At 45.6% G+C, this 13,676-nt stretch carries 15 protein-coding genes; 5 read left to right on the top strand and 10 right to left on the bottom strand.

Features of this window, described 5'->3' with window-relative positions:
* Positions 1-212: 212 nt before the first annotated feature.
* The 4 genes from QUA16_RS07220 to QUA16_RS07235 form a co-directional block, all read right to left on the bottom strand.
* Positions 213-1,103, bottom strand: coding sequence for a transposase (locus QUA16_RS07220; RefSeq protein WP_333109787.1), 891 nt, complete (start codon positions 1,101-1,103; stop codon positions 213-215).
* 494 nt (positions 1,104-1,597) lie between these two features.
* The gene (locus QUA16_RS07225; protein WP_333102683.1) at positions 1,598-2,056 is read right to left on the bottom strand and encodes a DIP1984 family protein; all 459 of its coding nucleotides are present in this window, start codon (positions 2,054-2,056) and stop codon (positions 1,598-1,600) included.
* A 128-nt stretch (positions 2,057-2,184) separates the two neighbouring features.
* Entirely contained in the window at positions 2,185-2,736 is a 552-nt protein-coding gene (locus QUA16_RS07230) for a GNAT family N-acetyltransferase (protein WP_333102682.1), read from the bottom strand.
* 137 nt (positions 2,737-2,873) lie between these two features.
* Complete coding sequence (locus tag QUA16_RS07235; protein ID WP_333102681.1) at positions 2,874-3,815, bottom strand: class I SAM-dependent methyltransferase; 942 nt, start codon at positions 3,813-3,815, stop codon at positions 2,874-2,876.
* Positions 3,816-4,145: 330 nt separating this feature from the next.
* On the opposite strand from QUA16_RS07235, the gene QUA16_RS07240 reads away from it, so the two are divergent.
* Positions 4,146-5,048 (top strand): hypothetical protein, encoded by a 903-nt coding sequence (locus QUA16_RS07240; protein ID WP_333102680.1) that lies wholly within the window; start codon positions 4,146-4,148, stop codon positions 5,046-5,048.
* A gap of 214 nt (positions 5,049-5,262) precedes the next feature.
* Entirely contained in the window at positions 5,263-6,207 is a 945-nt protein-coding gene (locus QUA16_RS07245; protein WP_333102685.1) for a glutathione S-transferase family protein, read from the top strand.
* 22 nt (positions 6,208-6,229) lie between these two features.
* Here QUA16_RS07245 and QUA16_RS07250 read toward each other — a convergent pair whose 3' ends face one another.
* Positions 6,230-6,880: a Uma2 family endonuclease gene (locus QUA16_RS07250; RefSeq protein ID WP_333102679.1), complete on the bottom strand. Its 651-nt coding sequence runs from the start codon at positions 6,878-6,880 to the stop codon at positions 6,230-6,232.
* A gap of 208 nt (positions 6,881-7,088) precedes the next feature.
* Between QUA16_RS07250 and QUA16_RS07255 the strand changes: the two genes are divergently transcribed.
* Both QUA16_RS07255 and QUA16_RS07260 read left to right on the top strand, forming a co-directional pair.
* A complete protein-coding gene (locus QUA16_RS07255; protein ID WP_333181069.1) occupies positions 7,089-7,301 on the top strand; it encodes a hypothetical protein in 213 nt (70 codons plus the stop codon).
* Between the two features lie 13 nt (positions 7,302-7,314).
* Positions 7,315-7,629: a hypothetical protein gene (locus QUA16_RS07260; protein WP_333102678.1), complete on the top strand. Its 315-nt coding sequence runs from the start codon at positions 7,315-7,317 to the stop codon at positions 7,627-7,629.
* A 182-nt stretch (positions 7,630-7,811) separates the two neighbouring features.
* Here the strand turns inward: QUA16_RS07260 and QUA16_RS07265 are convergent, their stop codons facing one another.
* Together QUA16_RS07265 and thyD are read right to left on the bottom strand one after the other, a co-directional pair.
* Positions 7,812-8,867: a nucleotidyl transferase AbiEii/AbiGii toxin family protein gene (locus QUA16_RS07265; RefSeq protein ID WP_333102677.1), complete on the bottom strand. Its 1,056-nt coding sequence runs from the start codon at positions 8,865-8,867 to the stop codon at positions 7,812-7,814.
* A 145-nt stretch (positions 8,868-9,012) separates the two neighbouring features.
* Positions 9,013-9,939, bottom strand: coding sequence for a thylakoid membrane protein ThyD (gene thyD / locus QUA16_RS07270; protein WP_333102676.1), 927 nt, complete (start codon positions 9,937-9,939; stop codon positions 9,013-9,015).
* 148 nt (positions 9,940-10,087) lie between these two features.
* On the opposite strand from thyD, the gene QUA16_RS07275 reads away from it, so the two are divergent.
* Positions 10,088-11,719: a DUF3352 domain-containing protein gene (locus QUA16_RS07275; protein WP_333102675.1), complete on the top strand. Its 1,632-nt coding sequence runs from the start codon at positions 10,088-10,090 to the stop codon at positions 11,717-11,719.
* A 290-nt stretch (positions 11,720-12,009) separates the two neighbouring features.
* Here the strand turns inward: QUA16_RS07275 and QUA16_RS07280 are convergent, their stop codons facing one another.
* The 3 genes from QUA16_RS07280 to QUA16_RS07290 form a co-directional block, all read right to left on the bottom strand.
* Positions 12,010-12,207, bottom strand: coding sequence for a hypothetical protein (locus tag QUA16_RS07280; RefSeq protein WP_332984883.1), 198 nt, complete (start codon positions 12,205-12,207; stop codon positions 12,010-12,012).
* A 192-nt stretch (positions 12,208-12,399) separates the two neighbouring features.
* A complete protein-coding gene (locus tag QUA16_RS07285) occupies positions 12,400-12,822 on the bottom strand; it encodes a tetratricopeptide repeat protein (RefSeq protein WP_333102674.1) in 423 nt (140 codons plus the stop codon).
* A 125-nt stretch (positions 12,823-12,947) separates the two neighbouring features.
* On the bottom strand, positions 12,948-13,301 hold the full coding sequence (locus QUA16_RS07290; protein ID WP_006632680.1) for a HesB/IscA family protein: 354 nt from the start codon (positions 13,299-13,301) through the stop codon (positions 12,948-12,950).
* Positions 13,302-13,676 lie beyond the last annotated feature (375 nt).

Below are 13,676 nucleotides of genomic sequence, written 5' to 3' on the forward strand. Positions count from 1 at the left end.
TACTTACTTGATTGGGACAACTCATTAAATGCGTATCCCAATCCAGGAAAAAGGAATTTTTATCAAACCGGCCAGAATTTCTGACTGGCCACGCCTTGCAAAATATCTTTAATTGCTCATCCCGCTGTATGACCCAATGACTAGATAAATAAGCCCGGTCAATATGTAACTCAGTTAGGTGAATATTTTGGAGTCTTAAGTCACGTTCCAGGTCAAGTGTAGCAGCAGATTCGGGAGTATTTGCGCTCCTTCAATGCCACTGCACAAACTACACCGCTATCTAAATCTTTAAGAATGTGGCGTTTATACCCATCTATTTTTTTAGATCGGCTTTTCCGTCCATGCCGCATATCTGGGTCCTCAATAGAAATGCGACGGTCTTTGGCCACCCCTTTACTTAAACTCGGAACGCCTTGAGAGTCGAAAGTTACATTTTGAGATTCAATCACTCGGGCAACATCCAGAGTCTCTTGAGCCAGTTCAAAGTTATTGCAATCGGACTGGCTTTGCATCCATTCTTCAACAGAATTTAAGCTATTTAGAATGATTGAGAGTGCGTTTTGACGCTCGGAAGGGTCATCCCAGTTTAAGTCTAAGGCCGTTTTTAAACTGGAACTATTGAGAATTGGCGCACCGGCTTCCAGGGCAATTTCTGCTGGCTCCCGCCCCTGTCCAGCAGCTATCACACTCACTGCTTTACGCTCATCATGACCCAATAGATTATATGTATCTTCAACTTTGCCGCCTCCCCATAACGGCGACGAATCTAAAGCCGCTTTGAGTTGGGATGAACCAAATCCACCTTTTTGCTTGGCAATTTCTACGGTGCGGTCAATTAAGCGTTGATCCAGTTCTTTTTTAATTAAGCCGTTTCTAAATCTAATCAAAGTCGGTTTGCTGAAAGGCGGACTTTCACAATTGAGACAATCGAGAACTAACTGCCAACGTTGATCCATCACCATTTCTTCAATCACTTCATCATCAGAAATCCCCAAATATGCTTGTAGAATAATTGCCAAGGCAAGTTGTGCAGGAGGAACTGGGCTGTGACCCACGGTGCTATCTTTAAAGATTGTCGCCAGTTCAAGAATGGAACTCATCATTAAATATCCATGAACGGTTGAGCCCTTAGAAACGTGAAAAGCTTGGCTCGTTTAATGCGTTTGATAATCAACTCTTCATGGTTTGAAAGTTCAATTGGAGGATGCCATAAGGGAGGACGCATAGGGTTTTTTCTTTCTTTCTGATGGTGAGAATTTAACAGGCTCCTCAATTCACATACCATATCTACCCGGTTTTGTCAATATCTAATACTGTACCGATGCCCTAGGCTTCGCCTTCATTGTTGATCTTAGTTGTGTGATGACCCCATTCCCACCCTCACCAGAAAAGTATCTGCCCAACGCACGGTAGTAAAAGTGATCTCGCCGCCCAATGAGCGGAAACGAGCTTGCTCATTATCATTACGGCAGTGATGAGCCTCAAAACGTGATTAGTTCACTGGCATCGCTCCATACCGAAGGTTCAACATCGGCTGTTGACGCCTCGCGTTCGCTGCAATTTCTTTTCGGGCTACACGCTCACACTTTTGATTATTCTATTCGATTATATCAGTTGTCCAGTTAATTCCTTGAATCAGCGTATCTAATTCACGAAACTCCGTAGCTAAGCGATCTGTCTCTTGCCTTAAAGAGGCTACATCAACTGTTGCAATATTGCGAATCTCGGAGCGACTATACTGTGAAGTCCGACGTGAAGCTATTTCAGCTACTCCGTGAATAACGCTCCAACGTAAACGTAATACATCTCTTTGTGCGAGTGCTTCAGTCACAGTTTTTCCGTTGGGTAGAACTACTTGAATATTTGTGCGATTGATAGCGGATATCAGAGTCTCCAACTGCCCAAATAATCGATCTAACTCTTCAAGAAGTGTCTGCGGGTTCTCCGGTGGTTCATCCCCTTCTTGTATTAAAGCACTAATTTTCAGTCGTTCACGGAGTTGCTCAATACGCTTTTGTGTATCTGCTCGAAGAACTAGGGCTTCTGCTAATTTCATGCAATTAAGTGTTTTTACTACAGACTTATTTCTGCGGTCTAACGACAAGCTCACCCGCCACCGAAAGCGAAATGAGGAACGAACGGAGTTGTAGGCGGTCGGGTCCAGCGCCTTGTTCGGCCGTCGTTTTACCCCTTTATATCCAGTTCGCTGGCTAATATGCCGTATCGCAGATCGTCATGGAATTCTCCCCATTTGCAAAAGTGCTCGCGCGAGCATCCCTCGTAACTCATGCCAATTTTTTGCATCACACGGCCTGAAGCAGGGTTACATTTAAGATGAGCAGCGTGAATACGATGAAGATTCAACGATTTGAAACCGTATGATAGAACTGCTTTTGCTGCTTCCGTGCAGTAGCCTTGACCCCAGTAAGGCACACCGATCCAATAACCAAGTTCGGCATTATTATTCCTGTTGTCTATTCCGAGTCCGATTGCACCACATAAGAGTATTCCTTCTCGAATGACTATGGCAAAATCGACGACTTCTCCCTTTTCCTGCTTGGCCTGTTGAGAAGAAATCCACTGTTGGGCCATGCCATCCTGATATGGGTGCGGCATATTGAGTGTCGTCACAGCAACTTCATACGCCCCGGCCAATCGCTGCACGATAGGAGCATCTTCTAAAGTAAATGGCCTCAAAATGAGCCGTTGCGTTTGTAAAGTAGGACATATTTCCATATGCAAAATCTTAATTCATGACGTGGCTGTATGCAATCAAGCTGCGCGCGACGGGAGAACTATTAATTGTACCGCAGTTGCGGTATAATAGACTGAAATTTTTTATTATACCGCACACACTTTTTGAAACATCAAACCTAACTATTTATTGCCTCAGCAACAATAGTCCGGTGTCGGACTGTATTGCAAGTGATTGTCGGCTGGGCAAAACCGGAATCTACCAAAGCTTGCTCAATATCTAACCCAAAATACTGATCCAAATAAGGCTCCGTACTCTTGAGCAAAGTCAAAATATAAGGAGGCATTTTGGCATAAACTTCCGACTGAGGATTCATATCCATAATTGTCAAATGTCCGCCAACACGCAGCAAACGTCTCGCTTCCAGGAATATTTCTCTAGTAGCTTTCTGCGGCAATTCGTGACAAACTAAACAAATAGAAACTAAATCAAAAGCCGCCCCAGGCAAACCTGTAGATTCAGCAGCAGCGTGAACCCAAGTCGGAGATTTTTGATTTAAAGATTGGGCTTCTCGCTGTTGGGAACGGTATTTAGCAACTGCTAAAAAATAAGGCGACAACTCTACCCCAGTCATCTTCGCTTCCGGGTAAACCTCCCCAAGGGCAAAGGTACTCATTCCCACACTGCATCCCAAATCAACAATATCTCGCGGTGAAGAAGCAATCTTAGATTTGATGACTTCGTGATAGCTGGCGCGGAGTTTTGCATCGCCTTCTGCACCTGCTTCCGGCCAAATTGTGGCGTGAACTGTACGGGCGGCAACTTCAACTTCTGTAGCAGCTTCCCAACTCATATTACCTTTTTCATAAGCGTGGAATGAAGTTAGATAATATTTCGGGTAAACAAGATCGGGATTTTGGACGCTGAGCAATTCTGCATCCCAATTCCTGGACAAAAGTGCTTGCGATTCTTGTCGCCAATGCACTCCGATTTTTTCTCCTCTTTTTATCATCATTTCCCGCGCTTGGTGCTTGGCTAGATTAGCCAAAGGCTTGATGGAGAGTACGCCATTTACTAAACGCGAGGCTAATCCCGGAGTTTTGTTAACTGCAACCGTCATGTTTTATGTTTTTCTATTTGGCGTCAATTATTGTAACACAGTGCAAGGATTTTGAGTTGTCAATATAATGAAACTTAACTTTTTGCGGTCGAGTGAAATGCAAATGTTTTGTGGTAAAGACTTTTTTTAATGAACCGCAGAGGGCGCAGAGAACGCAGAGTTAGAGAAGAGAGAAAAGAACAGAGGATTGCAAAACGGGCTCTCGTCGTGTAATATTTATTTGTGCTTACCTACTTAGTTCGGGGGAATTTATCTGGAATCTGGAATCGGATTTGCCGAAGTTGGAGTAATTGGAAGAACACTTTAAATCGGGCTATTCAGGAGTTTGTGATGAGCACATCTATTGTGGAATTGGTTGACAATTTGCCGTCTGGTGGCGTCACTGTGATGATGCTCAAATCCCTCGATTTTGTGGTTCCGGGGGAGTGGAACAATCTAACTGGTTTTGATAATACTATTCAAGCGGTGACAGGGGAAACAAAGCGCAAATTAGTTGAGAAAATTCGCGATCGCGCGATCGAGCTTTACGCCAACCCCAACGAGCCATATCAACGCGTACTCAGGCTTTACCAGTTAGCAGACAGCGCCGACAGTGCGTTAGGTGCAACGGCTATGGCGAATAAAATCGGCGAAAACATCGGCTTTCTTTCCTTTCTCAACCGCCTCACTCCCAAAGCTGACACAACTCAAACGATCGACTTGTGCGTCAAAGTGGCGATCGAGCTAATTGCCTTCTGCAAACTTAACAATATTTCTCTTGACAATGTGGGAAGCTTTGCTAATTATTTATCTCATTACAAAGACGAATCTCTGATGCGGATGGCTGCTTTAGTGTGTGCTGATGGTTTAATTCCCCTTGGCCCGGACTTCATTCGAGTAGCACAAAATACCCTAGGCGGCTTGAATCCTTCAACCTTGCAGCAAAACTCAACATTCCAAAATATCAGCAACCTAATTCCCGGCGCAAATAATTCACAAAAGTTCGGATTTGTGACAACTACTTTCGCTTCAGCGCAAGGTTGGATGAACAATTTAGTACAGTCTCGCGGCTTAACTCCCGCCATAGTTTTGGGCAATCTCAAGCAATACGTTGATGTTACTGATGACAAATTGGATTATGTGGCGGCGTTTTTAGACATGACTACCAATTATTACGAACATACGGGAATTCAGACGGTTGCTCGCCGATTGATCGATCGAGCTTATGCTGAAATAGCCTCTGCCAGATCCTAGAAAAGTCCTTCCCAGGTGAGGGAAAACAGCGAACAGCGAGGCAGAGCCTCTAAATATGCGTCCCCAGGCAGAGCCTGGGGACGAGGGAATAAACCTCGCAATGTGAGTTAAAATAAGCAGATTATGTTAGCAAACCTCTTTTAATCGCATTGTGAAAAACAAATCGCTTCCTTCATCGGTAACAGTCAAGCTAGGCAAATTTGTCTGGACATCAATGTGGCAATTAATGATGTCAAAACTAGCGCCGCCCGATCGCACCGGAGCATACATTCGCCCCAGCAGCAGTTTCCGCAACTTTGTCAGCACAGCACCAGACAACCCTCACCAACCCGCTGCGGGACGGTATCGCCTCTTCGTGGGTACGGGATGCCCTTGGGCGCACCGCACTCTGGTGACGAGGGCGCTCAAAGGGCTGGAAGATGCGATATCCGTTTCTATTGTCTATCCCTCTGAAGGGGGAATGTGGGTGATGGAGTCGGAGACTTTTGGCTGCAACACGATGCCCGAACTTTACCAGTTGGCTTTACCGGGCTATCAGGGGCGGTGTACGGTGCCGGTGCTGTGGGATGAGTCGAAAAAGACGATCGTCAATAACGAGAGTTCGGAAATTATTGTGATGCTAAACTCGGAGTTTAACGAGTTTGCTAGCAATCCTCAAATGGATCTTTATCCTCTGGATTTGCGATCGCAAATTGACGAGTGGAATGAGAAGATTTACCAATCGGTGAATAACGGCGTTTATCGCTGCGGTTTCGCGCAATCTCAAGCTGCTTATGACTCGGCTTGCAGTGAATTGTTTGCTGTTTTAGACGAGATCGATCGATCGCTCTTGAGGAGTCGTTACCTTTGTGGCGATCGGGTGACTTTAGCAGACGTGCGGCTTTTTACTACTCTATTCCGTTTTGATGCAGTTTACTACAGCTTGTTCAAATGCAATCTGCGCCGCATTGAAGATTACGAGCATTTGGGAGCTTATCTGCGCGATTTGTACCAGTTACCGGGAGTTGCTGGCACTTGCGATTTGGAGGCTGTGAAGCGCGATTATTACGGCAATTTGTTCCCGCTGAATCCCGGCTGCATTATCCCCGCTGGGCCCGATCCGGCGAGTTTGCTCAAAGCTCACGATCGAGAAAAAGTCCCACACAAACCCGGTGTTTGAACAAGTTGGCGCGGACTCGATCTTATTCTTGAATGTCACTTGTTGGCTGGTTTACTTCTTCGTCTTCAACTTCAAAATTAATTCGTTCGTAAATCTCTCTCAGCGGCATTTGAAATTCTACGGATTCTAGGGTTAATACAGATTCGTCTGAATCATATTCTGTTAATACCCATTTGCCATTAGAATTTTTAGCAAATTGTTCAATGTGATAGCTGTATTGGTCAATTAAAATGTATTCTCTAAATTCCGGGATTGAGCGATAGGCGAGAAATTTGCCACCGCGATCGTAGTCTTTGGTTGAATTGGATAAAACCTCGACGATTACCCGAGGGTTTGTAACAATTGTTTTGTTGTTTTCACGATAGACTGGTTCTCCTTGAATGACCATGAGATCGGGATAGACGTAGCGGCGAGTTTGGGGTATCCACAGGCGCACGTCGCTAGTAAATAATCTGTAGTCTTTGCCACGTAAGCCAAATTTCAAGTTAGCAATCAAATTAATGATAATGCTGTTGTGGTTGGTTGTTCCGCCTGTCATTGTTACTATCTCCCCGTCGTGGTATTCACTTTTGTCGATCGCACTTTCTTCTAATGCGAGATATTCCTCTGGTGTATAGTAGCGTTTTTCGGTTTGGGGTTGCTTTTCGATTGCTGGTTTTTCTTGGGTTTGCATTGTCATTGCCTTCTGCTCTCAAGTGATTTTATGATAACATGAAATATTTGAGGAATAGAAACCGGGGGAGTCAGAAACCGGGTTTCTTAGCAAAATCTCGATGAAGATGCAAAAATCCCTCGTTACCTCGTTACCAGGCAGAGCCTGGTAACGCAGATCCAGAGGCTCCGCCTCGCCCTAACCCACCAACCAACCCTCGATCGCCCCAATGGGAAGAAGCAGATACAAAGTAATATATTCCGACAACCAACCGCACTTTGTCACCTGTACAATTATCAACTGGATTCCTGTATTCTCTCAAGCAGAAATAGCACAAATAGTCTTAGATTCCTTAAGTTTTCTGCAACGGGAGAAGCGTTTAGCCTTACACGGTTACGTGAAACGTGGAAAATCACTTGCACTTAATCGTAACTTCTTCTGAATTGTCCAGGCAAATGAGAAATTTTAAATCATTTACAGATCGCTCCATAATTGACTTGCTTGAAAAAAATCAAGTTACCAACATCCTCGATCAACTCGCATTCTATAAAAAGCTACACAAAAAAGACCAAAAATATCAGCTATGGCAAGAAGGGTTCCACCCGCAAGCTATTTTGGATGAGGCAATGCTGTTGCCAAAATTGGAGTATATCCACAATAATCCTGTTAGGCGCGGCTATGTTGACGATCCAGCTTGTTGGAGATATTCTAGTTATCGAAATTATATGGGTCAGGATGGATTGTTGCCAGTTGATTTGATTGATTTTTGAGTCGGATGAGTTGTTTGAAGGAGCGAGGCAGAGCCTCTGGATCTGCGTTACCAGGCAAAGCCTGTTAACGAGGGGAAGGAGGGGAAAAGGAAGGGAAAAGAGCGAGGCAGAGCCTCTGGATCTGCGTTACCAGGCAGAGCCTGTTAACGAGGAGAGCCATATCAAATCTCGCATCTAAGCATCTAATCTTCTAGCTTACTTGGGAATGAGGAAATAGTCTCGCTAAATGTCCTGACTGTTATTTCCCGGCCTAAATCCTGAGCTAGTAAATCGATACCGTTAATAACTTTATTTGGCTCTGCAATACTCAAAACCTCATAGCATTTTTCCCGATAATCGGGACGATCTTGGAAATACTGAATCGCTCGATCGAGCGGTTCCATAACTTGATAAGCTGCTTCCGCTTTGTCGATCGCCCTTTGGGGAATCGGAGTCGCTAACCTTTGCATAGCCAAGTCGATTAAATCTCTAGAATTTACCCGATCGCCCGGCTGTCGATCGGCATTTGCCAACAGCTTTTCTGCTATACTATCAATTTGATTCAAACAAGGAACAGGCGACCAATTTGGATAATTTGGTTCGCCAAACTCAATTCGCCCTTCACAAACCATCTCGAATTTAATAGTAGTGCCGTCAACCATAACAGGAAATCTTATCCCATACTGGTTGGCTTGAATATCGTTCGGGAGAACAATGCGTGAAGCGAAGCTATCCCCAAGGGAATCGCGACTAGCAAAAATCGCATCATAGCCCCCTTCTGCAACTTTTCGGCGCAGGAGACGGTAGCCATTATCCATCGGACACATAAAGTCAATATTCTGGCTCAACCGATATTCTCCGTGTTCCATACTTACCAACGTTCCGCCCCCAAAATACGCCAGACATTCCTGTAGAAATTCGACATTCAAGTGGCTGAGTACAGTTAATATCTTTTGATGAATTTCGCGTTTAAACATTGCTTGAGAACTTACCCAATTTTCGGGATTTTTTGGCGGAAAACTGCTTCCCAGTTCTGCTATTAACCAAGACTGATAGTGTTGGCTGATTTGTTGAATAAAAGCCAGTTCCTCCAAGCTAGGTGTTCCCAAAACTCCCCAATAATGCCAGCCCGATTCGTAGCGGCATAGCATTTCCTTGAAACTCAATTTTTTTACATCAGCAATTTGCCAGCAGATAGCTTGAAGGAATGGGAGTTGGGCGGGAATTTTCAACCCGGTTGCTATTTCTTGATGGTTCATCTGCTTGCGGGCAAAGCGAGGCAGAGCCTCTGGATATGCGTTACCAGGCTCTGCCTGGTAACGAGGAATTTTGTTTGAGTCCGCGCAGGCGGACTTTGTTTGTTTAGCCCCGAATTCTATTCGGTGGGTTCTATTCCGTAGATTCCTAACTTCCCGATAAAATCTCTTCAAGTGCTAATTTCAGCGTCGGATATTGATATTGAAAACCGCTAGCTAAAGTTTGTTTAGGCAACACTTTCTGCCCTTCCAAAACAAGTTTTGCCCCGTCTCCCAAAAGCATTTCTAAAGCAAAACCTGGCACCGGCAACCAAGAAGGCCGCTTTAAAACTTCCCCTAAAGTTTGGCACAATTCATTCATCCGCACCGGATTCGGTGCTGTCGCATTCAAAACGCCTTCAACTTGCGAATTTTGCAAAGCGTACAAAATTAAATCAACTACATCCTCGCGATGAACCCAAGAAAACCACTGTTTCCCAGTGCCCAGCGGCCCGCCAGCAAATAGTTTAAAAGGTGGCAGCATTTTTGCCAACGCGCCTCCCATTCCCAAAACTATCCCCAGCCGCAAAATTGCTAGCCGCGTTCCCGCATTTTTTGCAGGTTGGGCGGCTGCTTCCCAGTCTTTGCAAACTGCTGCTAAAAAATCATCCCCAGCGAGGCTCGTTTCGTCAAATTCAGCGGTTTCGCTGGTTCCGTAATAGCCGATCGCCGATGCGCTAACAAACACAGATGGTCTAGGATTAGCATTGACGATCGCCTCGACCAATTTTGCCGTAGTCAGTGTGCGACTGTCCAGAATTGCTTGCTGGCGTGCCTCCGTCCACCTTTCCTCCGCAATCGGAACCCCTGCTAAATTGACAACAGCATCGCAGCCCGCGATCGACTTTTGCCAATCACCAGACTCCGCAGGAGTGTAGCCGACAACTTCTAAATTCGGATAAGCTGAAGCGGGAAAAACTCGGCCAGCCTTCGCCCCATCCCTGCTCAAAACTACCACTTGATGTCCCCCAGCTTGCAGCTTCTCCACCAGCCGGCTACCTACAAATCCCGTTGCTCCCGCGATCGCTACTTTCATCTTTTACCAATAATGCACAGTTCTAGCAGTTTAGACGATCGTCCAAACTTGTCTTTGATTATACAAAACGAGAGAGCCGGCCCGATCGCCTCCCCACAAGCTTTCTGTATTTTGATTAAACTGATATGGGACGCGAGGAACACAAACCATGCCTGCAAAAAAATCAAAGCTTCTAATTGCTGCCTCCATCGCCGCAGCAGGTAGCGCTGCGGTCTACTTTTACTTCCAGGGTTTGAGCCAACAAGTATCCAACCCTCAAGACAGCGCCAAAGTTGTGCCCGACGAAGCAATGATGGCCGCCTTTATCTCCCCCAATCCCCAAGCCCTGGCAGAGTTGCAGCGATTTGGCACGTCTGGGGCTCAAAAGTTGGTCGGTCAGGGTTTGAAGACCTTTCAAGAACAAAGCTTGGCAGGCACTCAAATCGACTTTGACAGGGACTTAAAACCTTGGTTAGGGGGGGTCATGGTCGCTTTCCTGCCCCCTGATGCTGTGACGAATACAGAGCCTCCAAAACTGCTGGTTGTAGTCAGCGTGAAAAATAAAATTAGCGCTTGGAATTTTGCGAATAAATTAAAATCTCAGCCCGGTGCAACTACTCAAGAAACCGAGTATAAAGGAGTTAAAATTTATGAGATTGCAGAGCCCACAGGCAAGCGCTACAGTGTGGCTTTGCTGAACGACCAATTAGTGATGGCTCCTTTGAGAAAGCCTGTGGAATTGGCTATCGATACTTTTAAAGGAGAACCCTCCCTCGCTACGCAGCCGAGCACAACTAAGTTTTTTGCAGAGAGTGCTGGTGTCAAGAATCCGATCGCAACTATTTATATTGCTGACTATCCTGCTGCAATTGAGCAATTGAAAGCTAATTTGCCCGCAGATATCCCGTTGCCTTGGACAGTGTTTTCGCAGTTCAAACAAGTTAAGTCTTTGGTAGCGGGAATTGGGGCGGATAGTGCGGGATTGAGGGTAAAAACTATCGCTCAGTTAGACCCTAAATTCGTCCAGCAAAATCCACAAGTCCCATCGAAATTGTTACCCAGGTTTCCTGGCGAAACTATTGCTTTAGTCGGCGGCAAGGGACTAGATCAAATTTGGTCGCAAGCGACAGCCCAGGCAAAAGATAGCCCGGAAGTTGACAGGGGAGTTCAGCAGGTGAGGAGTAGTTTTAAGCGGTTGGATTTGGATGCGGATCAAGATGTTTTTGGTTGGATGAATGGGGAATTTGCGATCGGGGCGATCGGTTCGGATCAAGGGATTTTGTCTCAGTTGGGGATGGGGGCGGCGATGATTTTTGAAACGAGCGATCGCCCTGCTGCAGAAGCAACTCTGAAAAAACTCGATGCGATCGCCAAAAGCAATCCTACAGTCAGTGTCGCCCCCAGACAAGTTCAAGGCAAAGAAGTTACGGAGTGGCAAATACCCCAGCAAGGAACTTTATTCGGGCACGGTTGGCTGAATGAAAATTCTGTGTTTGTAGCTTTCGGCGGGCCTTTAGTTGATGTGATTACTTCGACGCCACCGCAACCGTTAAGCAGCAGTCCGAGTTTTCAGGCGATCGCCACTTCTTTACCGCAAGTCAACCAAGGTTACTTTTACATAGATATGGAAAAAACAATGTCTTGGGCTAACCAATATTTGCTCGCCGTACAGCCCAATTTAGTTTCGCCGCCCGTCGCTGAATTGCTCAATTCTCTCCGAGGAGTTAGCGTAGCCACAGCTTCTACAGAACCGACTAATGCTCAGCTTGAGATGCTTTTTGCCTTAAAATCTAACAATTAGGGAATTGGGAATCGGGAATTGGTAATTCTTCCTTAATTCCTTCTAAGCTGTTGTGCATTTAAATTGTATATTTCGAGTCCCGATCAACAATCGTCAAATCCTCTCCCCCTCTCCTCTTCTCCCCCTCTCCCTCTCTAATACCATAGGCAATCTAGATGCAACACAGCTTATCCCTTAAATCCCGATTCACTGCGCGTTGCCGGACTTTTTCCTGACAAAAAAAAGATGCTGCCCTCAATGGAGGGCAGCTACTCAAATAAAGCATCTTAAAGTCTCTCAAAACTTCAGAATTAACCTTCAGACATTCCTGATTTATTCGGCAATTGCAAATCATCCGGGTCTACGTAGTGACAAACTGCTTTGTCCATGCAAATTAATGCCCAACCGGACTTATCAATGCTCATCAGCTTGTAAGACGCTGGCTGAATAAAGAAACCTTTGTGATTGCGGGTTGCTGGCTTGATGTTAACGTGGCTTTCAGTGCTCATAGTCTTACAACTCCTGGTACTAATTAACTAAGCTGGTATTCCGTCGGACTTTGTGAATCGTCTAAGTTTTCAAATACTAGCACTGACTTCCTGAGTTTTCCATAAAGTTATTTATTGATTTATTACGATGTCGTAATAAACCGCAAAGCCGATTTCCTCGATCCCCGCCCAAAAATCGACTTGTTTGCGCCGTTACGGCTCCAGAAGCCACTGTTTAACGCGGGCGAGACTTTTCCAGTCCGGTTTTCTGTTTAATCCTTCTTCAAAATTTTTTTTAACTTCGTCGAGCAACTCTTCGGAAGCCATCAGTAATTGCTGAGCCACTTCTACGTGGGGGCGCACTCCTTTTCCTTTCTCTTTGAGATCGAGGATCGCTACTGCTAGGTTGATGCGAGCTTGGGGGTCATGAGGGTTCAATTTAACGGCTGTTTTCGCTGCTTTTTGAGCCGGTGCAGGTTTATTTTCCAACAGGTAAAGCCACGCGAGGCTAGCCCAGGCATTGCCATTTTTGGGAGCTTTCTCGCACACTTCTTTAAACACGGGGATCAGATTAGCCGGGGCTTCGCCAGCTTGGTAGCGATCGAAACCGTCTTTAAACAATTCTTCAGGGGTCATTCGATTTTAGATTTTGGATTTTAGATTTTAGATTGGAAAGAGCATTGGGTGCGGGACGCAGCAATGCAGTCCGAGGCATTCTCAGCAATTAGCAATTACCAATCCCCAATGCCCTATTTTCCACTTTATGTAGAAAAAGAACTGCCACAACCGCAAGTTTGAGTTGCGTTGGGGTTAGTAAACTGAAAACCGCCCCCGATCATAGCATCGCTGAAGTCGAGAACCAAACCGTAGAGATAAAGAATGCTCTTGCGATCGCAAACTACCTGAAAACCATCGTAGTCGAACACTTCATCGTCGGATTTCACAGTGCTGGGGTCTGCGAAATCCATGACGTAAGACATACCAGAGCAGCCGCCCTGGCGCACCCCTACCCGCAAGCAGAGGTCTTTACCTTGTTTCTCTCTCAGAGCTAAAACTTGACGGACAGCAGAGTCCGTCATTTGAATTCCACGCTTTTCAGAAATGGCTTGAGTCATCAGAAATATGGGTTAGAAACCCCGTCCTTTTAGGACGGCTTTACATTGAGTTAAAACTTTTGTGGGGTGGAGGGGTATGGTTGCCCCTCCGGCGAGGTATGGTTGCCTCAATCTCCTTTCGGAGTAAAGTTAGCTTCGCCAATGTTTTAAGAGCTTGTTAGGCTGAAAGCACTGTTCCAGTGACCTTAGAACTGTTTAACTCTCAACGACAGAGCAAGGAACTAGCTACGCATCCCAGGGTGTCGTGACTCGAAAAACGTAGTCAGTTAAGACTTAGGCTGGTCAGAACGGCTTGTTAGATTTCTCCTTCAAGCCTCATGCCGTCAGGGCTGAGGTTCCTGACAATTTGCCGAACTCCTGAGATTGTCTAATGCT

Origin of the sequence: Microcoleus sp. S13_C3 (genome assembly GCF_036700905.1) — a bacterium.
Classification (GTDB): domain Bacteria; phylum Cyanobacteriota; class Cyanobacteriia; order Cyanobacteriales; family Microcoleaceae; genus Microcoleus.